At 59.3% G+C, this 24,086-nt stretch carries 17 protein-coding genes; 12 read left to right on the top strand and 5 right to left on the bottom strand.

Going from position 1 to position 24,086, the window contains the following annotated elements; genetic code table 11:
* Nucleotides 1-29: 29 nt before the first annotated feature.
* The 3 genes from IPK32_25125 (at nt 30) to IPK32_25115 (ending at nt 3,605) form a co-directional block, all read left to right on the top strand.
* Complete coding sequence (locus IPK32_25125) at nt 30-290, top strand: DNA-binding protein (protein ID MBK8095163.1); 261 nt, start codon at nt 30-32, stop codon at nt 288-290.
* Nucleotides 291-330: 40 nt separating this feature from the next.
* Nucleotides 331-909: a methyltransferase domain-containing protein gene (locus tag IPK32_25120; GenBank protein ID MBK8095162.1), complete on the top strand. Its 579-nt coding sequence runs from the start codon at nt 331-333 to the stop codon at nt 907-909.
* A gap of 143 nt (nt 910-1,052) precedes the next feature.
* The gene (locus tag IPK32_25115) at nt 1,053-3,605 is read left to right on the top strand and encodes an ATP-dependent Clp protease ATP-binding subunit (GenBank protein MBK8095161.1); all 2,553 of its coding nucleotides are present in this window, start codon (nt 1,053-1,055) and stop codon (nt 3,603-3,605) included.
* Between the two features lie 35 nt (nt 3,606-3,640).
* Here the strand turns inward: IPK32_25115 and IPK32_25110 are convergent, their stop codons facing one another.
* Entirely contained in the window at nt 3,641-5,239 is a 1,599-nt protein-coding gene (locus IPK32_25110; GenBank protein ID MBK8095160.1) for a sigma 54-interacting transcriptional regulator, read from the bottom strand.
* A 197-nt stretch (nt 5,240-5,436) separates the two neighbouring features.
* Between IPK32_25110 and IPK32_25105 the strand changes: the two genes are divergently transcribed.
* The 7 genes from IPK32_25105 (at nt 5,437) to leuA (ending at nt 14,166) form a co-directional block, all read left to right on the top strand.
* Entirely contained in the window at nt 5,437-7,005 is a 1,569-nt protein-coding gene (locus tag IPK32_25105; GenBank protein MBK8095159.1) for a TROVE domain-containing protein, read from the top strand.
* Nucleotides 7,006-7,567: 562 nt separating this feature from the next.
* Nucleotides 7,568-9,055 carry an RtcB family protein gene (locus IPK32_25100; protein MBK8095158.1) on the top strand — a complete coding sequence of 496 codons (1,488 nt, stop codon included), beginning with the start codon at nt 7,568-7,570 and terminating at the stop codon, nt 9,053-9,055.
* A 52-nt stretch (nt 9,056-9,107) separates the two neighbouring features.
* A complete protein-coding gene (locus IPK32_25095; protein MBK8095157.1) occupies nt 9,108-9,326 on the top strand; it encodes an addiction module protein in 219 nt (72 codons plus the stop codon).
* Nucleotides 9,323-9,622 (top strand): type II toxin-antitoxin system RelE/ParE family toxin, encoded by a 300-nt coding sequence (locus IPK32_25090; protein ID MBK8095156.1) that lies wholly within the window; start codon nt 9,323-9,325, stop codon nt 9,620-9,622. The genes IPK32_25095 and IPK32_25090 overlap by 4 nt, the downstream gene beginning before the upstream one ends.
* A gap of 143 nt (nt 9,623-9,765) precedes the next feature.
* Nucleotides 9,766-10,779: an RNA 3'-terminal phosphate cyclase gene (locus IPK32_25085; GenBank protein MBK8095155.1), complete on the top strand. Its 1,014-nt coding sequence runs from the start codon at nt 9,766-9,768 to the stop codon at nt 10,777-10,779.
* A 115-nt stretch (nt 10,780-10,894) separates the two neighbouring features.
* Complete coding sequence (locus IPK32_25080; protein ID MBK8095154.1) at nt 10,895-12,226, top strand: PQQ-dependent sugar dehydrogenase; 1,332 nt, start codon at nt 10,895-10,897, stop codon at nt 12,224-12,226.
* Between the two features lie 275 nt (nt 12,227-12,501).
* The gene (gene leuA / locus IPK32_25075; protein ID MBK8095153.1) at nt 12,502-14,166 is read left to right on the top strand and encodes a 2-isopropylmalate synthase; all 1,665 of its coding nucleotides are present in this window, start codon (nt 12,502-12,504) and stop codon (nt 14,164-14,166) included.
* A 35-nt stretch (nt 14,167-14,201) separates the two neighbouring features.
* Here the strand turns inward: leuA and IPK32_25070 are convergent, their stop codons facing one another.
* Entirely contained in the window at nt 14,202-15,074 is an 873-nt protein-coding gene (locus IPK32_25070; GenBank protein MBK8095152.1) for a prephenate dehydrogenase/arogenate dehydrogenase family protein, read from the bottom strand.
* Nucleotides 15,075-15,165: 91 nt separating this feature from the next.
* On the opposite strand from IPK32_25070, the gene IPK32_25065 reads away from it, so the two are divergent.
* Entirely contained in the window at nt 15,166-16,815 is a 1,650-nt protein-coding gene (locus IPK32_25065) for an altronate dehydratase (GenBank protein MBK8095151.1), read from the top strand.
* Nucleotides 16,816-17,067: 252 nt separating this feature from the next.
* On the top strand, nt 17,068-18,039 hold the full coding sequence (locus tag IPK32_25060) for a transposase (protein ID MBK8095150.1): 972 nt from the start codon (nt 17,068-17,070) through the stop codon (nt 18,037-18,039).
* Nucleotides 18,040-18,090: 51 nt separating this feature from the next.
* On the opposite strand, the gene IPK32_25055 is transcribed toward IPK32_25060, so the two are convergent.
* The 3 genes from IPK32_25055 to IPK32_25045 all read right to left on the bottom strand — a co-directional run bounded on the left by IPK32_25055 (nt 18,091) and on the right by IPK32_25045 (nt 23,968).
* Entirely contained in the window at nt 18,091-21,576 is a 3,486-nt protein-coding gene (locus IPK32_25055; GenBank protein MBK8095149.1) for a hypothetical protein, read from the bottom strand.
* 52 nt (nt 21,577-21,628) lie between these two features.
* Nucleotides 21,629-22,711 (bottom strand): hypothetical protein, encoded by a 1,083-nt coding sequence (locus IPK32_25050; protein ID MBK8095148.1) that lies wholly within the window; start codon nt 22,709-22,711, stop codon nt 21,629-21,631.
* A 138-nt stretch (nt 22,712-22,849) separates the two neighbouring features.
* Entirely contained in the window at nt 22,850-23,968 is a 1,119-nt protein-coding gene (locus IPK32_25045) for a hypothetical protein (GenBank protein MBK8095147.1), read from the bottom strand.
* Between the last annotated feature and the right edge of the window lie 118 nt (nt 23,969-24,086).

Here is a 24,086-nt window from a genome sequence, read left to right as displayed (position 1 = left end):
GCAGCCTGGCAGGCTAAAACAACACTGGCATGAGGAACTTTGAATCAGATGAAGAACGGCGGCCGCATAATCCGCCGCTGCATTCGGAAAAAATCGTGACGGACAGGAAGATATTCTTCCTGGACCTCAAAGAGAACGACCGCGGTCGATTCATCAAAATCACCGAGGACGTGCGCGGACGACGCGACACGATCATCCTACCCATCGAGGCCGCACAGGAGTTCATGGACGCGATGATGCGTGCACTGGACGTGGCCAATGGCGGTGACGGCAGCGTGGACGAGGATTGATCCTCCGATTCCACCACCTCACACACCACCCTTCGCGAAGATGCAGATTACCAGTTGGGAGCAGGCCTACGTCGATGAATTCACTCCGTGGGACCGTGGAGAGCCCTCTCCGCCGCTGGCGGAATGGTTCACGCGCCATACGATCACCGGTCGCGTGCTCGTTCCAGGCTGCGGATTGGGGCATGATGTGGCGCATCTCGCCACACTGGGCCTGGATGCCGTAGGGCTAGACATCGCCCCCACGGCCATCAGCCGCGCTCGCCAGCTCTACCCCCAGCTCGCGGAGCGCTTCGTCTGCGAGGATCTTTTTCAGCACGAAGGTCACTATGACGCTGTCGTAGAGCATACCTGCCTCTGCGCTTTGACCCCAGATCTGCGTGTACAGTATCGTGATGCGATGGCGCGGCTACTACGCCCTGGTGGACTGCTCATTGGCATCTGGTTCATCAATCCAGAGCTCGATCCTGGCGAGACCGGGCCGCCCTTTGGCATCACGCCTGATGAACTGGCCGTGCTCTTTGCCCCCAGCTTTGAAATTATCGAAAATTATGTGCCCGAAACAGGCTACCCAAGCCGGCAGGGACGTGAGCTGCTGCGGGTGATGCAGCGGCGTGCGTGAGCGGCAGATTTTTATCATCTGCTAACTGTCAGCACAGCCCGGGAACGAAAATCCCCCGTGGAGAGGTTGCATTCCATTTCCCGACCACTTAACGTTTCGCCAGATACTCCTGGAAAACCAATCCGCCCCCTTTCCCATCTATGATGAATAACTTCACCCCCCGCGCACAGCAGGTGCTGGCGCTCGCTCGTAAAGAAGCTGACCGCTTCAACCACAATTACGTGGGCACGGAGCACCTGTTACTCGGCCTCATCAAGCTCGGTCAGGGTGTCGCGGTCAATGTCCTCACCAAACTGAAGCTCGATCTCGAAACCGTCCGCCTCCAGGTCGAGCAGCAGGTCGGCTCTGGCCCAGAGACAAAGATGGTCGGCAACATCCCCTACACCCCGCGTGTGAAAAAAGTGCTCGCTCTCGCCTCCAAGGAGGCAAAGGCACTCAATCACAGCTACGTCGGCACGGAGCACATCCTCCTCGGACTCCTGCGTGAGGGAGATGGCGTCGCCGCCCAGGTTTTGAAAAATCTCGAAGTGAATCTCGATAAAGCACGCAGCGAAATCCTCCGCGAGCTCGATCCCAACTTCACCAACACCAAGCAGGACGAGGACGATGAGGATGAAGGCAAACAAGCCGTCACCCCAGGTGGTGCCCCTACTGAAAAGAAAAGCAAAGGCGACAAAACACCCGCGCTGAAGGCCTTTGGCCGTGATCTGACCGAAATCGCCCAGAAAGGCGAAATGGACCCCGTCATCGGCCGCACGGAAGAAATCGCCCGCGTCATCCAGATCCTCTGCCGCAGGCAGAAAAACAATCCGGTGCTCATTGGTGAGGCCGGCGTCGGCAAAACCGCCATCGTCGAGGGTCTGGCTCAAGAAATCGCCAGCGGCGTCGTACCGGAAATCCTCCGTGACAAGCGTGTCATCACCCTCGACCTCGCACTCATGGTCGCAGGCACCAAATACCGTGGCCAGTTTGAAGAGCGCATCAAAGCCGTCATGGATGAGATTCGGAAGGCGAAAAACGTCATCCTCTTCATCGACGAAATGCACACCATGGTCGGCGCTGGCGGCGCAGAAGGTGCGCTCGATGTCTCCAACATCATCAAGCCCGCCCTCAGCCGTGGTGAGCTCCAGTGCATCGGTGCCACCACGCTCAATGAATTCCGCAAGCACATCGAAAAAGACAGCGCCCTGGAGCGCCGCTTCCAGCAGGTGAAAGTGGAAGAACCCACCGTCGAGGACGCCATCAAAATCCTCCTCGGCCTGCGCGGCAAATACGAGATCCATCACAAGGCCCGCTACTCCGATGATGCTATCAAAGCTGCGGTAAACCTCAGCAGCCGCTATCTCACCTCCCGCTTCCTTCCTGATAAAGCCATCGACATCATGGACGAAGCTGGTTCCAAGGCCCGCATCGCCGCCATGACTCGCCCCACCGAGCTCAAAGGCATCGAGGCTGAGATCGAAGACATCCGCGTCGGCAAAGAAGTCTCCATCAAAGAACAGGACTTCGAGCAAGCCGCCCGCCTGCGTGACCGCGAAAAGAACGCCAAAAAGCGCTTTGAAGAAGTCATGGACAACTGGCGTGTGAATAGCCAGGAGCGCATCGTCGATGTCAGCGAGGACGACATCATGTCCGTCGTCTCCAAATGGACCGGCGTGCCACTCCAGCGCATGGAAACCGCAGAGGCGCAGAAGCTCCTCAAAATGGAATCCGAGCTCAAAGGCAAGGTCATCGGCCAGGACGAAGCCGTCATCGCCATCTCCAAAGCCCTCCGCCGCTCCCGTGCCGATCTCAAAGACCCGCGTCGCCCTATCGGCAGCTTCCTCTTCCTCGGCCCTACCGGCGTGGGTAAGACCTTCCTCGCCAAAAACCTCGCGGAGTTCATGTTCGGCACCGCAGATGCCCTCATCCAGATCGACATGTCCGAGTACATGGAGAAGCACACCGCCAGCCGCTTGATTGGTGCGCCTCCAGGATACGTCGGCTATGAAGAAGGCGGTCAGCTCTCCGAAGCCGTGCGCCGGAAGCCCTACAGCGTCGTCTTGTTCGATGAAGTCGAAAAAGCCCATCCAGACGTCATGCACCTCCTCCTCCAGATTTTGGAAGAAGGCGTCGTCACAGACAATTTCGGCCGCAAAATCGACTTCCGTAACACCATCGTCATTTTGACCTCCAATGTCGGTGCCGAGCAGATCAAGCGCCAGACCAGCCTCGGCTTCATGGCCATGCAGCAGGACAGCGCCGACAACGAAGGCATCAAAGGCAAGATCCACGAGGCCGCGAAGAAGTTCTTCAAGCCCGAGTTCCTCAACCGTCTGGATGATCTCGTCGTCTTCCGCATGCTGGAAAAGGCAGAACTCAGCCAAATCGTCGATCTCGAAGTCAAAAAGGTCTTTGCCCGCCTCGCCAAGCGCCAGATCACCCTCCTGCTCGACGACAGTGCTCGCGAGTTCCTCATCAAAGAAGGCTACGATCCACAATACGGTGCTCGTCCGATGCGCCGGGCCGTGGAGAAGAACATCGAGGATCCACTCGCCGAACACATGCTGCGTGAGGACATCCGCGAAGGAGACACTGTCACCATCAGCCATGATGCCGAGCTCAAGCGCCTCAAATTCTCTGCCGCCGAGCGCACTCCAGATGCCGAAGAGGCAGAAATCGACGCGATGCTCGAAAAAGTCAGCTCCTCGACCTAGAGCCCTAATTTTCGTGCCATTCCTTGAAACTTGTCTCAAGGAATGGCCGAAACCTGCTCCCAAGTCAGCTTGAAGCGCTTCAGGTACTTCTTGAGCCTGTCCGCATCGTTCATCTTTGAGCGCTTCGTCCGCGATACCGCAAACAGCTTCCGCCCCGCATCCGACAGCGTCTTCGACTCGCGGCAGGTCTTGATCACAAATTCAAGCTGCACGCGGTCAAACGGATCCAGCTCATCGCTAAGCACTGAGAACTGAGAACAAAACACTTCTCGGCCCATCTCCCGCCACCCCTCCCGCAATCGCCCCACCTCCGCCTCCACGCACTCCACCGTGATGCGCCCCTTCGGAGCCAGCGTGGCCATCCGCGTCACCGCCGCGTTCAAATCGCGAAAATTCGCATTCCACTTCGCCTCCGGGCCTTTCGCGAATTTTAAAAATGCCTCCCGCGCTTCTTTGTTCATCCTCACCTGCCGCCGGTGCGCCTTCGCATATCGCTCCAGCTCGAAATCCAGATTCGCCGCGATGTCTTCCCGTCGCTCCGCGAGGCTCGGCAGCGTGAAGGTCCACAGGTTGATGCGAGCGAGCAAATCATCACGGAACTTGCCCGCAGCCACCTGCGCCCGCAGGTCGCGATTTGTGCCCGCGATGAGCTGAAAGTCGCTCTGCACGGCCTTGTCGCTGCCCAGCGGCAGAAAGGTTTTGTCTTCGAGCGCACGCAGCAGCATCGCCTGCTCGTCGAGCCCGAGTTCGCCGATCTCATCGAGGAAAATCAGCCCTTTGTCCGCCTCTTTGAGCAAACCCGGCCGGTCCGACTGCGCACCCGTGAACGAGCCGCGTTTGTGGCCAAACAGGGCCGACATCGCCTGATCGCCACGCAACGTGGCGCAGTTCACTTCGACGAATCGACCGCTCAAACCGGCCCGTGAGCGTCGCAGGTCGTAGATGCGGCCTGCGAGCATCGATTTGCCCGCGCCGGTCGGTCCCATGATGAGGATCGGCGCTTTGGAGTTCACGGCGACGAGTTCGATCTGCTCGATGAGCTTGTTGAAGCCCTTGCTCTTCGTGGCGATGCCGCTTTTCAGGAAATCCAGCGTTCGCTCCTGCTCCTGCGCGAAGCGGGTTGAGAGCCGGTCATACTTCGAGAGGTCGATGTCGATAATCTCGTAGCGCCCGCAGGCCTTCGCATCGCGTCCGCCCTCGCGTGACGGCGAGGTTTGCAGCAGCCGCGCCGGGATGAAATTCGCCTCATTGAGCAAGAACCAGCAAATCTGCGCCACATGCGTGCCCGTGGTCAGGTGGATGAGGTAGTCCTCCTTCTCCGGCTGGAAATCATAACCACGCACGAAGTCGTAGAGCCGCTCATACACCTCCTGAAAGTCCCACGGGTCCTTCAGCGCGAACTCATGCACCACCACCTCCGTCTCCGGCGAAACCTTCGCGATGTCCGCGACCACGCTTTTCGCCAGATCGGCAAACTTCGGCTCCACGAGCAACTCGAGCCGCGAAATGAGCAAATCCTCCTGCTGACACATCGCCACCGTCGGCCGCCATTTCGACCACCGCTCCGCGCCCTGAGCGCGGTCCAACGTGGAGCCGAGGAAGCCGAAAGTGATGATGGGTTTAGCTGAAGCCATAGTTTGGATAATTAGCTAGCTTATCAGATAAACAATCAGGATTTGTTTGGTGTCATGGCACGGCCAAGAAAACACCCGTAAAATTTTCTTCCCCTGTATTTACAAGGCTTCCAGCGTCATCCGACCCCTCCGTGCCAAGTTTTGGCACGGCACTAGCAATAGAGATTGGCACACGGGAACAACCACCCGAAACCAACATGGCAAACAAAACTCTCTTCCAAACCATCGCCGGAGCGCTCGCTCCGAAGGCTGACAGCTTCAATGAAGCCGGAGGCCGGGCCTACACCCTCGCGCCGCGTCAGGCTCTGGCGCAGTTTGCGGCCACGGGTTGCCTGAACCGCACCTACTACGCCACGGCGGAGGACCAGCTCCAGCAGGTGCTGAAGCTGTGTGAGAAGGTCCCGACCGATTTCATCGCCCGCACGGCGCTTCACTGCCGCCAAAAGGGCTTCATGAAGGATGTGCCAGCGCTGCTTTGCGCTGTGCTGGCCGCCCGGGATGCCGAGCGCCTGGAGCTGATCTTTGATCGAGTGATCGATGACGCCAAGATGCTGCGGAACTTCGTGCAGATCCTGCGCTCCGGCGTGACGGGTCGGAAGTCCCTCGGTTCGCTGCCAAAGCGCCTCGTGCGTCGTTGGTTCGAGACCCGCACGGACGAGGCCATCTTCCGCGCAGACGTGGGTCAGTCGCCATCGCTGGCGGACATCGTGAAAATGGTGCATCCGCGTCCAGCGACGAAGACCCGCGAGGCGCTCTACGGTTATCTCATCGGGCGAAAGCACGAGGCGTCGGCCCTGCCGCGTGTCGTGCGCGAGTTCGAGGACTGGAAGGCCGATCCGGCGGGAAATCCGCCTGAGGTGCCCTTCCAGATGCTCACCGCGCTGCCTTTGACGGCGGAGCAGTGGCAGGCCATCGCGCGTCGTGCCCCATGGCAGATGACGAGGATGAACCTGAACACCTTTGCCCGTCATGGCGTGTTCTCCGTGAAGGAGATCACCCGACTCATCGCCAGCCGTCTGCGCAGCGAGGAGCAGGTGCGTCGTGCCAAAGTGTTCCCGTATCAGCTCATGGCCGCTTATCACAACGTCGGCGCGGAAGTGCCGCACGAGGTGAAGGAGGCGCTGCAGGATGCGATGGAGATCGCCGTCTCCAATGTGCCTGTGGTGGTTGGTAAAGTGATCGTGGCTCCGGACGTGTCCGGCTCCATGCACTCACCTGTGACTGGTGTCCGCAAGGGTGCCACGAGCAAGGTGCGCTGCATCGATGTCGCCGCGCTCGTCGCCGCCGCCTTCCTGCGCCAGAACCGCGATGCCGACGTGCTGCCGTTTGAGACCAATGTCGTTCGTGTGAAGCTGAATCCGCGTGATTCCGTGATGACGAACGCGCAGAAGCTCGCGTCTCTGCCTTGCGGTGGGACGAACTGCAGCGCCGTGCTCATCGATCTGAATGCCCGCAAGGTGCAGGCCGATCTGGTGATCTACGTCTCCGATAACGAGTCGTGGATGGACACGCCTCAGCATGGCCGTTTCGGTGGCTCCGCCACGCGCACGATGAGCGAATGGATGAAGTTCAAGCAGCGGAATCCAAAAGCCCGTCTCGTATGCCTCGACATCCAGCCATACGCGACCACGCAGGCCAAAGAGCGCGAGGACATCCTCAACATCGGCGGTTTCTCCGACTCCGTGTTTCAGGTGATTGCCGCTTTCGCGAGCGGTGAACTCACCGGCGACCACTGGGTCGGCCAGATCGAGAAAATCCCACTTTAACACCCCCTTTGGAGCCTGGTGAATGCTGGAGCGGACTACATTCCAAACTGTCACGTCTCTCCAATCCTTGTCACCAGGCTCCATCTCTCACCCATTTCCTAAATGATGGCGAATGCCCTGAGGAACTACATGAACTCAACTGGTCGCAGGTTCGATCCCTGCCTGCTTCGGCAGTAGCTCAGTCGGTAGAGCAATTGAAACGTTTCTCGATCACCTTGTCGCCATCACCACTTTCAAATCATCACCCCAAATCCTGGCGAATGCCGGAGCGGACTACATCTGGTAACCAGCGAGTTCAAATCTCGCCCCGCAGCCATGCGGCGAAGTCTCTCCACCCTTGTCGCCACCTTCTTTTCAAAAACCAATCACCTCAAATGGTGACGAATGCCGATGGAACTACATGCTTACGGAGCCTCAGGTCGGGGGTTCGAATCCCTCCGGTCCCACCTTTTCCAATTTCTTCGGGACCGTAGCTCAGCGGTAGAGCGGAGTAACACGTTTCATCAATCCTTGTCGTCACCGCCTTTTCTCCAAATCATAAATCAAAAGTCATAAATCATAAATGAACTCCCCCTTCCACATCACCGGCGAAGCCGAAGCCATCCTCCCCGCCCGCAACAACGCGGGAAAGCCCATCACCGTCATCGGGACGGAGGCGATCCGCGCGGGCTTTGACCCGTCCTGCATCGAGCAGGCGCTGAACTCCCGCTCGGCTCCGGGCGTGACCGATCTCGTGCTCAATCCCGATGCGCACAGCGGTTACGGAGCGCCGGTGGGCTGCGTGATGGTCTCGCCGACGCACATTTATCCAGGACCCGTCGGCGTGGACATCAAGTGCTCCATGTCGCTGCTCCAGATGGACATCCCCGCCGATGAAATCATCGACAAAACCATTCGCCGTCGCCTCATCGACGCCATCATCGAGCGCACGCCGACCGGCGCGGGCCGTGGACAACGCGAAGCGAAAAAGTCCCGTCGCGTCTCCGCCGATCTCGGCGTGCAGGTTTGCACCGAAGGCGCGAGCCGCAGCGTGTGCGAAGCCCTCGGCATCCCGCCCGAGTGGGCGCAGCGTTGCGAAGACAGCGCCCACCTCGGCCACGATGGAAACGTCTCCACGCTGCACGAGCGCCTCGACAAAATGCGAGCCTTCAACGGCTTCCCTGGCTTTGAGAACAAAATGACCCAGCTCGGCTCCTACGGTGGTGGAAACCACTTCGGTGAGTGCGAGGTCGTGCAGCTAGCCGACGACGCCGAGATGCGCCGCACCGCCGAGGTCTTCGGCCTGCGGGACAATCACGTCGCCTTCCTCAGCCACTGCGGATCTCGCGGATTCGGGAACATCCTCGCGCAGCGCCAGTTCAAGGCTCTGGAAGGCTTCTTCCGCACCTGGGGCCTCGCATTCCCAGCCGAGGACAAACAGCTCGTCTATGCCCCGCTCGGAACGCCCGAAGCGGACGCCTATCTCGACGACATGGCGCTCGGGGCGAACTTCGCCACCGTGAACCACATGCTCATCAATGCGCTCGTGCTGGAAGCCTTCCAAGAAGTGCTTCCCGGCACGAAAGGGCAGCTCGTGTACTTCATCAGCCACAACATCGCGCGTCAGGAAGTCGTGAACGACCAGCTCGCCTGGGTCCACCGCAAAGGAGCCACCCGCGCCTTCCCCGGCGGCCACCACGCGCTCAAAGACACGCCTTTTGCCGCGACCGGTCACCCGATCCTCCTCCCCGGCAACCCACGCGATGGCTCCGTCGTCATGGTCGCGAAGCCCGATGCCGTGAAAAGCTGCTTCAGCGTCAACCACGGTGCCGGCCGCTGCATGGGCCGCAAAGCCGCCGCCCGCAATCTCAATCAAAACGAGGTCAACGCCGACTTCGAAACCCACGACATCCTCTACAACGCCCGCCAATACCCCATCGACGAAGCCCCCAACGCCTACAAAGACCTCAAAGAAGTCCTCCACAGCGTCGAGTCCGCCGGCCTCGCCCAGCAAGTCTGCAAACTGAAGGCCCGCTTCGTCATCAAAGACGCGGCGGAGGCGGATGATTGATGCTGAGTAGATTTGATTGGCAATCGAATCTCAAAACCTCTACCATAAATCCATGATCTCGCTCCAAGCCCTTCACCAAATGTCGCTTAAAGAGAAGCTCTTCGTCATGGAGACGCTCTGGGACGATATCGCGGCTTCAGAGGCCGAACTTGAAGTGCCTGCATGGCAGCAAAACTTGCTCGATGAACGCGAGTCCGCCATCGCCGCAGGCACCGTAAGATTCATCGACTGGGAGGACGCGAAACGGGAAATTCGAGAAGCTGTCCGATGAAAATTCAGATTCTCGATCTCGCCAAGGACGACCTCATCGCAGGCTTTCGTTTCTACGAGAAGCAGGAGCCTGGCCTCGGTGACTACTTTCTGCGTCAGCTCTATACCGATATTGACGGCCTCCATCTCACCGCAGGCATCCATCTCCGGCCCTACCGCCAATATCACCGAGCACTCTCCAAGCGATTTCCCTTCGCCATCTTCTACACCGTCGAAAACGAAGCCGTCATGATAAGAGCCATCGTGGACTGCCGCCGTCGCCCGTCTTGGATCCGGCGACATTTACGAGGTGCTTGATTTGTAGCGCCGCATTCAGCCAGATGAATGTCTGGCAGGCCCGTGATCGGAAGCTCAAAGGTGATCGCGCTCATAACGCCTGCATTCTAACCTCCTGCCCAAAAACCCGCAATGAATGAATCAACCATGAAAAACACACCTCCATCCTCTCTATCTCCGGCGAATCCGGCGGCGGGCAGTTGCTGCGGTCTTCGTTGTCGCTGGCGCTGGTCACGGGGCGGGCGTTTCGGATGACGAACATTCGCGGGAAGCGTCCGAAGCCAGGGCTGATGCGGCAGCATCTGACCTGCGTGAAAGCTGCGGCGGAAGTCTGCGGCGCGGAGGTCGAAGGGGCCGATCTCGGCTCCACGGAACTCTTTTTCCAGCCTGGGAAGGTCGCGGCGGGCGATTACTCGTTCGCCATCGGCTCCGGCGGCAGCACGACGCTTGTTTTGCAGACGCTTCTGCCCGCGCTGCTTCATGCCGAGGCCTCCAGCACGCTGCGCATCGAAGGCGGCACGCACAACCCGATGGCACCGCCGTTCGAGTTCATCGAGCAATGCTTCCTACCGGTGCTGTGGAGCATGGGCGTCGATGCTAAGGTCACACTGGAGCGCCCCGGCTTCATGCAGGCAGGCGGTGGCGTGCTCACGGCGGAAATCGGGCCGATCAAGAAGTGGAAGAAGCTCAAGCTCACCGAACGCGGTGAGCCGGTGGAGACTTTTGGCCGCGTGCTGCATGCGCATCTGCCCGGCGAGATCGCCAAACGCGAAATCGTGACCGCCTCCAAGATCCTCGAATGGCCCGAAAACCACATCGACCTCCGCTACGCGAACGACAGCCCAGGCCCCGGCAATGCCATCCTGCTCGGTGCCCGCTTTGCGAACGTGTGCGAGATCAGCACCGGCATCGCCCAGCTCGGCAAATCCGCCGAAGCCGTCGCCACCGGTGCGGCGAAGGGCCAGCGCAGCTATTTGGCCTCCCCAGCACCGGTGGGCGTCCATCTGGCGGATCAGCTCCTTCTGCCCATGGCCCTTTCAGGCGGTGGGGTGTTTCACACGCTCGCCATCACCGATCACACGCGGACGAACATGGCGCTCATCGAGCAGTTTTTGCCGGTGAAGTTCAGCGTGGAGGACGCTAGGGCAGGGGAGAAGGCTGTCCGAGTATCATCATGAGATGTCAGAGCGGCCAGAGGGTAGGCTGGTGGTCAGATGGAAGGTTTTTGTGATGCGTCATTTTAACTCTTGCCGCCGTATGAGTCATTTCATAGCCTCGCGGCTCCTTTTTCCCATGAAACCGACTCACACACTCCTGACCTCGATCACAGCGCTCGCGCTGCCCTTTGCCTCCATGGCACAGACCATCCAGCCCGGCGGCAAACTGCCTGGCAAAACTGAAATCGCCCTCGTTAAAGTCGCGGGCGACCTCGTCGATCCCGTCGCCGTCGCTGGTGCACCGGATGGCAGCGGCCGCCTGTTCGTCGCCGAGCGTCCTGGAGTCATCCAGATCGTCAAAGACGGCAAAGTGAACAGAAAGCCCTTCCTCGACATCAAGGACAAGACCATCAGCTCCTTCCTCGAACTCGGTCTTTTCAGCATCGCCTTCCATCCGAAGTTCAATGAGAACGGTCGTATCTTCTTCTGCTACTCCGACTTGTGGTTCAATGGAGCCAGCATGATCGCTGAGGTAAAGGCGAAGAAGGACAAGCCCGATCAGGCGGACATGGACAGCATCAAAGTGCTGATGCAGCTCGACTTCCCCTACTGCAATCACCACGGCGGCCAGATCGCCTTTGGGCCGGATGGCTACCTCTACATCGGCGTCGGCGACGGCGGCTGGGAGGGCGATGTCATCAGCGCCGGTCAGGACCTGCACACCCACATGGGCAAGATGCTCCGCATCGACGTGGATAACACCACACCCGATCGCAACTACAGCGTGCCGAAGGACAATCCCTTCATCACCCTGCCACAGCAGATGACCCTCTTTGGCGTCACCGAGTTGGCCTTCTCCAAGATCCATCCGAAAGCCAAACCCGAGATCTGGGCCTACGGCCTGCGCAATCCCTGGACCTTCAGCTTTGACGCGAAGACCGGCGACCTCTGGATCGCCGACATCGGTCAAAACCACTGGGAAGAGATCAATATGCAGCCTGCGGGCAGCAAAGGCGGCGAGAACTACGGCTGGAAATTCATGTGTGGCAGCCACACCTTCCCGCTAGAGACCGAGAAGGACAATCCACGCGTCGGCGTGCTCCCCGTGGCCGAATACAGCCACGTCGATCAAGGCATCTGCGTCATCAACATCGGTGTCAGCCGCAGCAAGGCCCATCCGAGCCTCGAAGGCACCTACTTCTGCGCCGACTGGGGCAGTGGCAAGGTCTGGGGCATCGCCAAAGAAGGCGACAAATACCAGATGCAGGAGTTCCTCGATCTCGACACCCCGCTGCGCCCCACTGGCAGCGGCTTTGACTCCGAGGGCAATCTCTACCTCACCCACGCCACGGCCAACTACGGCGGCCCCGTCGATCCCTACACCAGTGAGCGCGGAGCCCTGTGGAAGCTCGTCCCTGCGGACAAAGTCCCCGCTGGTGCCGAAACGGCTCCCCTTCAGAAGAAGTAAGCCTCCAGCACGCTACTTCCACCCACCCACCCACAAAGCCGGACCGCGAGGTCCGGCTTTGTTGTTTACCGCACCTTGACCTTCGGCCTGCCCCTGCTTTCATTCGCCATACCATGACCACGCCCGCCACGGCTCTGCTTCTCCTTACCCTGCGACTCACGCGAGGGTAGGCGGCCCGCGTTTCCTCGTCATACCCCCCTAGCCGTCATGTCACGGCTGCGTTCTCATTCTGGCACCGCCCAGCACCGTCAATCATCCTTTGCTCTGCACTTTTCATGTTAAAAAATCCGTCCGCCAAATACCAGCGTTTCGACCCCGTCTCGCTCCCAAACCGCCGCTGGCCCTCTCAAACCATCTCCAAAGCCCCTATCTGGTGCTCCGTCGATCTGCGTGATGGCAACCAAGCCCTCGCTGTGCCCATGAATGTGTCGCAGAAGCTCGATATGTTCGATGCACTGGTGAAATGCGGCTTCAAGGAGATCGAAGTCGGCTTTCCCTCTGCCTCGAACACCGAGTTCGCCTTCAACCGCCGCCTCATCGAGGAAAAGCGCATCCCAGACGATGTCACGATCCAGTGCCTGGTGCAGGCGCGGGAGGATTTGATTGAAAAAACCGTCGAAAGCCTCATCGGGGCCAAAAAGGTCGTCATTCACATGTACAACTCCACTTCGCCTGCGCAGCGGAAGTATGTCTTCGGGAAGTCGAAGGAGGAAATCATCACCGTGGCCATCAAAGGAGCGCAGATGATCAAAGACCGCCTGCACCGCCTCACCGCCGGTGGTACGCACGTCACGCTGCAATACTCGCCAGAGAGCTTCAGCGCCACCGAGGTCGAATTCGCCAAAGAAATCAGCGAGGCTGTCATGGATGTATGGCAGCCTACGCCGCAGCATAAAATGATCCTCAATCTGCCCGATACCGTGGAGGTCTGCATGCCGAATGTGTATGCCGACCAGATCGAGTGGATCTGCACAAACATCAAAAACCGTGACAGCCTCATCATCAGTCTGCACACGCATAATGACCGCGGCACCGGTACAGCCGCCACGGAGTTGGGCCTGCTCGCAGGAGCGGATCGCGTAGAGGGCACTTTGTTCGGCAATGGTGAGCGCACGGGGAATCTCGACATCGTGCAGGTCGCGATGAATCTCTACATGCACGGCATCGCTCCCCAGCTCGACTTTAGCGATATGAATGGCCTTATCGCCATGTATGAGCGCACCACCGGCATGACCGTGCCCCCACGCCAGCCCTATGCCGGTGAACTCGTCTTCACAGCCTTCAGCGGCAGCCATCAGGATGCGATTAAGAAGGGACTCAGCGGCTACAACGAGCACAAATCCATCTGGGATGTGCCCTACCTCACCATTGACCCGAACGACATCGGTCGCGAATACCACGAAGTCATCCGCGTGAACTCCCAGAGCGGAAAAGGCGGCGTCGCGTATCTTCTAGAGAGCGAATTCGGCATCGAGCTACCGAAGGACATGCAGCGTGAGTTCGGCCCCATCGCCAATGACATCGTCGATAAACTCGGTCGTGAGGTCAGCGGTGCCGAGTTGAAGCAGATGTTCTGGGACGAATACATCCTCCGTGAGACTCCCTACCAGCTCTACCACTTCCATGCCGATGGCGTGGACGGCGTCTTCACCTGTCGCAGTAGTCTTGTCGTTCATGGTAAAGAACGTGGCATTACCGGCACCGGAAATGGCCCTATCGCAGCCTTTGCCGATGCGCTCATCAAGGATGCTGGTGCAACGAGCTTCGAAGTCAGCACTTACCGCGAGCAGAGCCTAAGCTCCGGCACGCAGGCCGCGGCACTCGCCTTTATCCAAATCAAAACGGCCCAAGGAAAGCTGGTCTGGGGTGCCGGGGTCGATACCAATATCGAGCTCGCCTCCATCAAAGCCGTGCTCAGTGCCGTCAATCGGGCAATGTGAGCTCCATGATGGATTGTTGGACGAGAAGCAAAAGATCATCCGCCATGCGGCGTGATGAGATCACGCAGCGACTTGGCCTCACTCAAAAGGTCATGCAGCTCCGTGTCATGATGCTGCGATAAAATTTGAGTCAAAGCCTGCAAATGCAGGGCCGCATCCTGGAGCGCCGCTAGCACCTCTGCACGGTTTTGACTCAAAATACCTGTCCACAGCCCTGGATCGCCGGCTGCTACGCGTGTCGTGTCACGCATGCCACCAGCCGCAGCAGCGACATGACTGGGATCTGCCCGCAAAGCGGCCAAAGTGGTCAAAGCAGCCATCACATGGGGCAAATGTGAGACCCGTGCCACGCAGCGATCATGCTCGGTGGGCGATTTGATCAAGAGGTGGCAGCCTAATGTGGACCAGAAGCTCTTCAGACGCTCTAGCGCCTCAGCCGGAGTCCTCTCGGTCGGCGTGATCAAGCACGCGGCATTTTGAAACAAATCCGCTCGTGCGTGGGCCATGCCCGTCGCATGCGATCCGGCCATCGGATGGCTACCGAGGAAGGTGATGCCTTTTTGTGCCAAGACAGGCTCTAGCGCACTGACCACAGCCCCCTTCACACTACCCACATCCGTCACGATGAGTTCAGGCCGCACACGCGCTGCGCCGATCTGCTCCGCCGCAGCCAGCATGTGCTCGACCGGCATGCACAGCACCGCCAGGCTCGCATCCGCCACCGCCTCTGCGATCGTCGTGCAGCAAATAGCAGAGGGCACCCGCGCCTTCACCTCATCCAGCGCCTCTGCACGTCGTGCCCAGACACGAATCGTCGCCAGCGGGTATTTTTTCCGAATCGCCAGTATGAGCGAGCCGCCCAGCAAACCAGGGGAGAGGATAGCAATGGATGATTCTTGGAAAGACATAGCGTCAATTTTGCTTACACCGGCCCAGTGCGGGTGAAAGCAGTTTTCATCGTTGCCCTGCCCACTGACCACCGCTTTAAAGAAAACGGACATGATACCCGCCCTCCGCATCCATCCTGCCGACGACGCCATCGTCGCCCTCCGCGATCTCCCTCCTGGCTCCACCTTCACACTCGGTACAGAGACCTGGACCCTGCACGAAAAAATCCCCGCCAAGCAAAAATTCGCAGCACGTGATCTCGCCGCTGGCGAACGAGTCATCATGTACGGTGTACTCGTCGGTATTGCCACCCAGCCTATTGCTCGTGGTAGCCTGCTCCACACGAGCAACCTGAAGCACTCCAGCGCTACCTTTACCGGGAAACAAAGCGCCTACACCTGGACACCACCAGACATCACACGCTGGACGGGCCGCACCTTCCAAGGCTATCAGCGGCCCCATGGCCCAGCTGGCACGGCGAACTACTGGATCGTCATCCCCCTCGTCTTTTGCGAAAATCGCAATCTAGGCTTCATGCGGGAAGCACTCGTGAGGGAGCTCGGCTACGGCAAAACCTCGCCGTATGAACGCTTTGCACGGAAAATCATCGACCTACATCGTCGAGGAGCATCCGCAGACGAAATAATCGCCGCTCAAATGGAGAGTGAGCATGAAGAGAAAGCTACGCGCCACTTTCCCAACGTCGATGGTGTCAAATTCCTCGAACACGGACTCGGCTGTGGAGGCACACGGCAGGATGCACAAGCGCTATGCCGCCTACTCGCTGGCTACATCCATAACCCGAATGTCGCAGGAGCCACTATCCTCAGCTTAGGCTGCCAACATGCACAGATCAGCCTCCTCGAGCAGGAAATGGCCGCACTCTACCCCAGACTCGAAAAACCACTGCTCATCTACGAACAGCAAAAAAGCCAATCCGAACGCGACATGATGCAGCGTGCCATCCGCGACACATTTCTCGCCCTCACCACCGCCAACGAGCAAACACGCAGCCCCGCCCCGTTGAGCGATCTCATCATGGCCGTCGAGTGCGGCGGCAGTGATGGCTTCAGCGGCATCAGTGCCAATCCAGCCATCGGTCACACAGCAGATTTGCTCGCCGCATTAGGAGGTGCACCTGTCTTGAGCGAATTCCCCGAGCTCTGCGGCGTCGAGCAAAGCCTCTGCGACCGCTGCATCACCCCCGAGATCGCCGATAAATTCGTCACCCTCATGCGTGCATATGAAAACGCTGCTCGAGCATGCGGCAGTGGATTCGATGCCAATCCAAGTCCTGGCAACATTCGTGACGGACTCATTACGGATGCCATCAAATCAGCTGGAGCCGCCAAAAAAGGCGGCAGCGCACCCATTGTCGATGTTTGCGACTACGCCGAGCCCATCCGCCAACATGGAGGGCTCACCCTTTGCTGCACCCCAGGCAACGATGTCGAAAGCACAACTGCGCTAGCTGGAGCAGGCTGTACGATGATCCTCTTCACAACCGGACTAGGCACGCCCACCGGCAACCCGATTTGCCCCACCTTAAAACTCAGCACCAATACCACGCTCGCTGAACGAATGCCCGACATCATCGACTACGACTGCGGTCCCATCATCACGGGCGCCAAAACAGTCCCGCAGAGTGGCGAAGAAATCCTGGAGCTCGTCCTAGCCACCGCCAGTGGTAGCTACACCCCCAAAGCCGTCGCCCTCGGCCAAGACGACTTCCTCCCCTGGAAACGCGGAGTCTCACTCTGAAAGCCATGTAGAGCACGGCATCAAGTGTTCGGGAGCATGTGTTCGTGGAAGTACAAAAGGTCTGTCCCTTTATCATATACCGCTTGCGCCACGCCGATTCGTTGCAAGCTTCGCCCACTCCTCCGAGCCGCCAATTCTCGTCATCCTTTCCCGCTCGCTTCCCTCCATCCTTCTCCCTTCCCTATCATGCGCCAGGCTCGGCTTAAGGCTCCCAAGCATCTCCCCTTCGCTTACTATCATTGCGTCTCTCGCGTGGTCGATCGAGGCTTTCGGCTCAAGGAGCAGGAGCGTGAGATGTTCGTTGGTCTCATGCGCATGTATGAAACGCTCTGCCAGGTGCGGGTCGTGACGTTTTGTGTGCTCTCGAATCACTTCCATGTGCTCGTGGAGGTGCCACGCAGGCCGGAGGTGTTGCCGACGGAGGAGGAGGTGCTGGGGATTGTGCGCAGGTCTTTTGGGAAGGCGACGGAGGGGCAGGTGAGGGCGGAGGTGGAGCATTTGCGCAAGATCGGAGCGCAGGCGGATGCGCAAAAGATCATCGATGGGTTGATGGCGCGGATGTGGGATATTTCGGCGTTTATGAAGTCGCTGAAGCAGCGCTTTACGCAGTGGTTTAATAAGAAGGAGAAGCGCAAAGGCACGCTGTGGGAAGAGCGCTATCGCAGCACTCTGGTGGAGGGTGGTGGGACGGCGCTGGCGATGGTGGCGGCGTATGTGGACCTGAACCCCGTGCGGGCGAAGTTGGTGACAGATCCAAAGGATTACCGGTGGGGCGGCTATGCGCAGGCGGAAGCCGGGATCAAAGTGGCAAAGAGCAGCATCGAGCTGGTGGCACTAGGGCAATTGGAGGGACGCAAACCCGAGGAGGGCCATGTGCAGCACTACCGAAAGCTCTTGTTTACCTGGGGCACGGCTTCGAAAACAAATGCGGATGGGACAAAGAAGGGGGCGATCAGCGAGACATCTCGGCGTGAGGTGATGAAGCGAGGAGGGAGGCTACCTGTGGCGGAGGCGCTGAGGTGCCGGGTGAGATATTTTACGGATGGAGCAGTGATCGGCGGCAAAGAGTTCGTGAACGCGATCTTCAAGAGCCAGCGGAAGCGCTTTGGGGCGAAGCGGAAGGATGGAGCACGGGCGGTGCGGGGGATTGCGATGGACGAGGGCGCGGAGAAGCTGTGCTCGCTAAGGGATTTGCGAGTAGGAGTGTTCGGAACTCCTGATTGAGAGTTCTGCGATAAAACTGCTCGATGGATGAAGGCGTTTTTTTGAACTGCCTCACTTGGGCAGCATGGCCAAATATTTATCGGTCATGTCTTTGACCTTTTTCCTGGCTGGTTCGAGCTGGGGTTGGATTTTGGTGATTTCGGCGGTGCACTCGGCGATGATTTTGTCCTTTTCGGGGATTTCTTTGGTGGCTCCGGCGATGGTGGACTCTGCAGTGGATTTTTTGGCCTTATTCGAGTCGGCGGCGGCGAGCGCGGTGGCTGCGGCCGCTTTTTTGGTATCGAGCGTTTTTTGTTCGGCTTCGAGTTTGGCGTGGGCGGCGGCGTAGGCTGCTTCGAGCGGGGCGAGGGCGGTTTTGGCAGCGGCGATGGCGGCGTTCAGCGGGGCGACTTTGGCGGCGAGGTCTTTTTCAGCGGCGGCTGGGGCTGCTTGTTTGTCGGCGAGGGCTTTGGACTGGGCATCGACTTCTTTTTGAATGGCGTCCCGCTGTCCGCGTGTGGGAGCGGCAGTTTTTTCTGCGGCGGCGAATTCATTTTTGGCGGTGGTGAGCTGCTGTTCGGCTGTTTTGGAGTTGTTGGTGGCAGCGGCGAGGTCGGCCTTTGTTTTGGCTGCGGCGGCACGGGCGTCTGCGAGGACTTTTTGTGCGGCGGCACTGGCGGCTTTTTTGGCGTCGAGTGCTTTTTGGGCTTCGGCGATCTTGGCGGCGTCTTTGGTCGCTTGGGCGTCGGCGAGGGCTTTTTCAGCCGGGGCGACTTCGGCAGAAATTTTCGGCACAGTCGGCTCGGCGTCTTTAGCAGCCTTTTCTTTGGCCGGAAGGGCAGCAGTGAGGTCTGCGACCGCTTTTTTGGTGGCGGCGACGGCGGCTTCTTTTTGGGCGACGACGGCTTTTTTGGCGGTGACAACTTGTTCAGGCGCATTGAGCTTGGTGGAGACTTGTGCGAGCGCATTGCGTTTTTCGGCGATGACTTTGCTGATGTCTTCGGCTGCTTTTTTCGCGGCGGCGATGGCTTCGTCTTTTGTTTTGGTGGCTGCGGCGATTTCGGCCTGTTTGGTGGCGATGATGGTTTTTTGTTCATCGACTTTGGCCTTGGCGGCGGCATCTGCCTCACGGATGGGCTTGATGGTGGTTTCTGCTGCGGTGGCGATGTCCTGCACTTTCTTCAATGCTGCGTCGAGGGCGGGCTGAGCGGCGGCGGCATCTGCGATGGCTTTCTTGGAATCGGTGATGCGTTGAGCTGCGGCGACTTTGGCGGCTTCGGCGTCTTTTTTGGCTTCGGTGAAGTCGTTGAAGTCGGTCTCGAGTTTTGTGAGTGCTTCTTTTTCAGCGAGGACGGCGGTGTTGAATTGAGCGGCCTTGAGTGCGGTGGGGACTTTTTGCAGGACGCCGATTTCGTCTTGAGTGGCCTTGAGGGTGAACTGTGCTGTGGCGAGGGCGGTTTTGCCTGCTGTGACATTGTTTTCGCCGTTTTTGATGCGATCAGGACCTGCTTTGACGAGGGCGGGGAGTTTTGGCAATTCGGCTTTTTTGGCGGCGAGTTGTTCGGCTGCGGTTTTGATCTTGGGGGTGGTTTCAGCGATGATTTTATCGAGATCAGCGACGGGAGCGGGTGCGGCACCGAGCTCGGCCTTTGCTTTGGCGACGGCGGCGGTGAGTTGATCCGCTTTGGCTTTGATGGGGGCTATTTTTTGCTGGGCGGCTTTTGCTGCGGCGAGTTTGGCCTGGAGTGCGGCGTCTGCTGGGGCAGGGGCGAGTGCGGCGGTGGCATCTGCTACGGCTTTATCTGCTGCGGGGAGCTTGGCGGCCTCTGCGGCGATGGGGGCGAGTTCTTTTTCGAGAGCAGCGAGCTTGGTGGCACGTTCTGCGTGGGCTTTGATGGCTGCGACGCGTGCTTTGTGGTCCGCGATGGCTTTGTCGAGGGTGGCTTTGAGTGCTGCGAGGGCTTTTTCTTCGTTGGCGATCTCTCCGGGGTAGGCTTTGGAGCGGCGGTCGTTTTCTGCGACTTCGGCGCGGAGCTTGGCGAGGGCTTCATCGCGTGCTTTGGCATCTGTTTCGGCCTTTTTGATGGCTTCCGTCAGGGAAGGGATCTTGGTGGTGAGCTCGGCCATGCGTTGCTCTGCTTGGACGATGCGCTGGGCGATGGGGGAGGGATTGCTGATGTAGCGACCGAGCTCTGAGAGTGCTGCGCCTGCGGTGAGGTTCCACTGGATGATCTCGCCACGCCAATTAGCGGAGATGGCGGTTTTGTTGTCTGCGCTGGCGATGACTTTGGTGACGATGTCGCCCTGGGAGGCGGCTTCGGCGAGTTTGGTGCCATTGATGTCCCACACGCGGATGAGGCCGTCGTTGCCACTGGAGACGACTTTGCCATCTGGGGTGAATGCGACGGACTGTACGCCGCCAGTGTGTGCGGCCCAATCTTTGACTTTTTTGCCTTCGTTCATTTCCCAAATCATGACGCTGCCGTCCATGCCGCCGGAGGCGAGAAGATTGGAGTCTGCACGCCAGGCGAGTGCTCCGCAGGCGGCTTTATGCTGACCGAGGATGTAGAATTCACCGCCATTCTCCGCTTCCCAAACCATGACGTTGCCGTTGCGGTCGCTGGTGGCGAGGAGGACGCCATCGGGGCTGAATTTCGTGCCCAGGAGCCACTCGGTGTGTTTGCTGATGGTGTACAATTCATCGCCGGTGGCAGTGTCGTAGCATTTTACCTTTTTTGATGTGCAGCCGATGGCGACCATTTTGTGGTCGGGGGAGATGTCGGCAGCTTGGGCCTGATCGAACTCTTTGCCGACTTCGACGATGCGTTTGCCGGTTTTCACATCCCAGACTATGGCGTGGCCGTTCTTGCCGGCACGACCGCCACCTGCGACGAGGAGGGAGCCGTTTTGACTGAACTGGAGGCTGCGTGCGTAGCCTTCGGTGTAGGGGAAGATGCCGACGAGTTGGCGAGTGTCGGTGTCGTAAAGGAGGATCTGCTTCGGGGCGGCGATAGCGGCGAGGTTCGTCCACGGGCTGTGGGCCATTGCGGTGATGGCGGTGGTGCGTGGTGTGACGACGACGGGCTCCAGCAGGACGTGCTCTGGCCGTGCGATGGGGCCGGTGGGTTTTCCGCTGGTGACGGCCACGGCCATATCGACCTTGGGTTTGGCGGATTTTTTGGCGATGGAGGATTTGGTTTCGAGGAGGCCGCCTTTGACCCAGGCGGCGAGGAGGTCGAGATCCTTGGTGGAGAGCGGCGCTCCCTCGGGCGGCATGAAGGGCTCTTCTTTCTTGGCGCAGGTGGTCCAGAGGCGGCTGCCATCGACGTTGCCGGGATCGACGACTGCACCACCACCACCGCCGGTCATGAGTGCGGCGAAACTGGTGAGATCGAGGTCGCCTTTTTTCTTATCGGGATTGTGGCAGGAGAAGCATTTGTTTTCCAGGAGTGGGCGGATCTGATCCTGGTAGGTGATTTTTTCGGCTGCGTCCTGGGCATGGAGAGACGCAGCAGCGAGTGCCGCGCAGGTCAGCGAGAGGGGGATGGATTGGCGCATGGTGGGGGTAAATTGCGGTGGAAAGTACGCTGCGAACACAAGGGAGCTTTCGCTAAGAAACAGTGGTCAAAACCAATCGGGGCGGAGCTACTCCTCCTCTGGAATGCGGAAGGTGAGCTGGCTGGTGGTGGCCTGGGGGGGCTGTGGCGGTGAGATCGACCTCCATCGGCTTGGTGATGCTGTTGCCTGCGAGATCCTCCAAGGCGGGGTCGATGCGGATGGCATATTCACCGGGTTGCCAGGGCTTTTCCGGCGTCCAGGACCACAAAACGCGGTTTTTTGGCAGGAGCTCGATGTGTGCTGCTCCCGGCATTTTCGGGATCTGGAGGGCCCGGCAGAGGATTTCGGGCTCAAAAAGCTCGTCTGTGGTGATTTGGAGTGGCGAACGAGTCTTCGCTGCGGGCACGCGGATCTGCCATTTCGCGGGGTCGGGCTGCGCATGGTCTGCTGCGGTGGCTTGGAGAGAAAAAGTAGCCTCCTGGCCCAGCGGCATGCCGGAGGTGCTGCGCCAGCGAGCATCCACGGCGAGCGTGTAGCTACTCCCTGCGATCAAGACGGGGCCTTCGTCGAGATTTAGGTTCACACCGGTTTTTTGTCGCCCAGGATGCAGCATGAGCGTGAGTCGCTGGCCATCTGGTGTCCAGAGTTCCGTCTCGCGGAAGGCCCCGGCGACTTCTTGGCCGTTTTGTTGGCGGAGTGTGATGTAGTTCAGGAATACGCCCTGCTCCATCGGCTGTGTGAAGTCGAGGTAGAGCTTCAGCGTGTTCGCGGGCACTTCACGCGTGGCTGGGCTGAGCCGGACCTGGGGCCGCTGCGGCTTGTTTTTCTCCAGCGTGACATGGAGGTCGGAAAAATGGCCCGGATGGCGGATCTCCACGCGGTAAGTAGCTCCGAGAGCGAAGGGAATGCTGGGCTTGAAGTGCAGAATGCCGTGCTCTGAGGTGAAGGAGCCGAATAACGGCTGATTGGAGCCCTCGGCATACACTTGGACGAACTTGGGGTCGGTTGTGTGTGAAGGGATCGAAAGCGTTCCTTGGTCGATCCGGGCCTGGGGAACTGCGGTCTGCGCTGGGGAGAGGGAGGGGGCGGTGAGGCAAAGAAAGCTCAGGAGACTGAAAACTGAAAATTGGCGCAAGGCGTTCGCGGATGCGCCACCAGCCAATTTGCAGTTTTTAGTTTTGACTCCGCTGCGCTGCGCCCTACGGGCAGCCTTCGGCTGTCTGTCTCGTTTCTCTCGGCTCATTTTTCAGTTTTCAGTCCCGCTGGACTCTCATCACGGCAAGGCGGCCACTTCCAGGCTCAAGACGCCTTCGTTGTCCTTCAAAACGATCGCCCTCGTGTTGTCGAGTTTGTCGGCTTGTACGGCTCCGAAGAGGGCATCGACGATTTCGATGCCAGCGGGGCCTTGGGATTGTTTTTCGTCGCGGCGGGCGGCGTTTTCGTTGGTTTGAGGGGCGTCGAGATAGTCCATGCTGATGCGGGTGCCCCACATTTTGCTGGGGCCGAAGGCGTTCTGCTTGAAGCGCTGGGTGTGGACGACGAGCCACTCTTTGCCGCTTTTGTCGGTGTAGCTGAAGAGATCGAGCGGGCGGTTGCCGCTGCCGAGCTCGACCATGCTGACGCCTTTGACTTGTGCGCCGCTTTGGATGTCATCGACTTTGAATTTCGCGACAGGAGTGCAGGCGAAGGCACCGACGACGTAGGTGCCGTCTTTGCCGGTGTAGGGGATGAAGCTCTGGATGGGAGCCTTCGTTTCCCATTTGCGGTGGGCGACGTGGTAGGTCTCGGCGCTGAAGACATTGGCGGTGGCGCCGTGTTTGACGGGAACGGGGATGGTGAAGATGCGGGAGGCGAATTCCTCATTGCAGGTGCCGGTGGCAAAGAGGCGCGTGCCGTCAAAGGCGACATCGGTGATGTTCGTGACCTTGCTGGCGGTGCCGCCAGGCAGGGTGACGCGTGCCCAGGGCAGCTTGGCGGTGTCAAAGGGGGTGACTTTGCCTGCGGCATCGACGGTGAGGATGAGCACGGCGTTGTCCGGCCTGCGCTGAACATCGAGATAGACGCGTCCGCTGGCGGGATTCACGGCGAGGTCTTTGATGGTGATGTCTTCCTTCTTCGCACCGAGTCCGCCAGCGATGACGTTGCCGATGTCGGCCACGGGTTTGGCCAAAGCAGTGACTTCAGGCCCGACATCACCCGTTTGGATGGCGACGATGCTGGCGGTGCCAGGCTCTGCGACGAGCAGCAGGCCGCCTGGGCCGAAGCTGAGCGCGGAGAGCGATTTGAACTCCAATCCGCCGGTCTGCGGCGAGTCGATGAGTGAGGGCGAGACAGCGACCGGGGCGGCTACGAGTGAGGAAGCAGCGAAGAAGGCGAGGGCGAGTGATTTCATGACTTAGCCCCAAACGATGGCCCTGTGGTCATTCTCGCCATGGGAATGCAGGAAGGGGCGGCGCCAATGTGAAATTGAAGTTCACGCAGAGTTCATCGTCTGAGGCTTGAACTTTGAC

This window comes from Verrucomicrobiaceae bacterium (genome assembly GCA_016713035.1).
In the GTDB taxonomy this organism is placed as follows: Bacteria; Verrucomicrobiota; Verrucomicrobiia; order Verrucomicrobiales; family Verrucomicrobiaceae; genus Prosthecobacter.
The sequence above is the reverse complement of the archived record's forward strand: the minus strand, read 5'-3'. Positions and strand labels throughout refer to the sequence as shown.

What these genes read in the sequence shown, in the direction of transcription:
- IPK32_25110 (MBK8095160.1), bottom strand. Translation starts at nt 5,239, where the DNA reads ATGGCTTCAGCTAAACCCATCATCACTTTCGGCTTCCTCGGCTCCACG.
- IPK32_25045 (MBK8095147.1), bottom strand. Translation starts at nt 23,968, where the DNA reads ATGAAATCACTCGCCCTCGCCTTCTTCGCTGCTTCCTCACTCGTAGCC.
- IPK32_25090 (MBK8095156.1), top strand. Translation starts at nt 9,323, where the DNA reads ATGAAAATTCAGATTCTCGATCTCGCCAAGGACGACCTCATCGCAGGC.
- IPK32_25125 (MBK8095163.1), top strand. Translation starts at nt 30, where the DNA reads ATGAGGAACTTTGAATCAGATGAAGAACGGCGGCCGCATAATCCGCCG.
- IPK32_25055 (MBK8095149.1), bottom strand. Translation starts at nt 21,576, where the DNA reads ATGCGCCAATCCATCCCCCTCTCGCTGACCTGCGCGGCACTCGCTGCT.
- IPK32_25100 (MBK8095158.1), top strand. Translation starts at nt 7,568, where the DNA reads ATGAACTCCCCCTTCCACATCACCGGCGAAGCCGAAGCCATCCTCCCC.
- IPK32_25105 (MBK8095159.1), top strand. Translation starts at nt 5,437, where the DNA reads ATGGCAAACAAAACTCTCTTCCAAACCATCGCCGGAGCGCTCGCTCCG.
- IPK32_25115 (MBK8095161.1), top strand. Translation starts at nt 1,053, where the DNA reads ATGAATAACTTCACCCCCCGCGCACAGCAGGTGCTGGCGCTCGCTCGT.
- leuA (MBK8095153.1), top strand. Translation starts at nt 12,502, where the DNA reads ATGTTAAAAAATCCGTCCGCCAAATACCAGCGTTTCGACCCCGTCTCG.
- IPK32_25070 (MBK8095152.1), bottom strand. Translation starts at nt 15,074, where the DNA reads ATGTCTTTCCAAGAATCATCCATTGCTATCCTCTCCCCTGGTTTGCTG.
- IPK32_25120 (MBK8095162.1), top strand. Translation starts at nt 331, where the DNA reads ATGCAGATTACCAGTTGGGAGCAGGCCTACGTCGATGAATTCACTCCG.
- IPK32_25065 (MBK8095151.1), top strand. Translation starts at nt 15,166, where the DNA reads ATGATACCCGCCCTCCGCATCCATCCTGCCGACGACGCCATCGTCGCC.
- IPK32_25080 (MBK8095154.1), top strand. Translation starts at nt 10,895, where the DNA reads ATGAAACCGACTCACACACTCCTGACCTCGATCACAGCGCTCGCGCTG.
- IPK32_25095 (MBK8095157.1), top strand. Translation starts at nt 9,108, where the DNA reads ATGATCTCGCTCCAAGCCCTTCACCAAATGTCGCTTAAAGAGAAGCTC.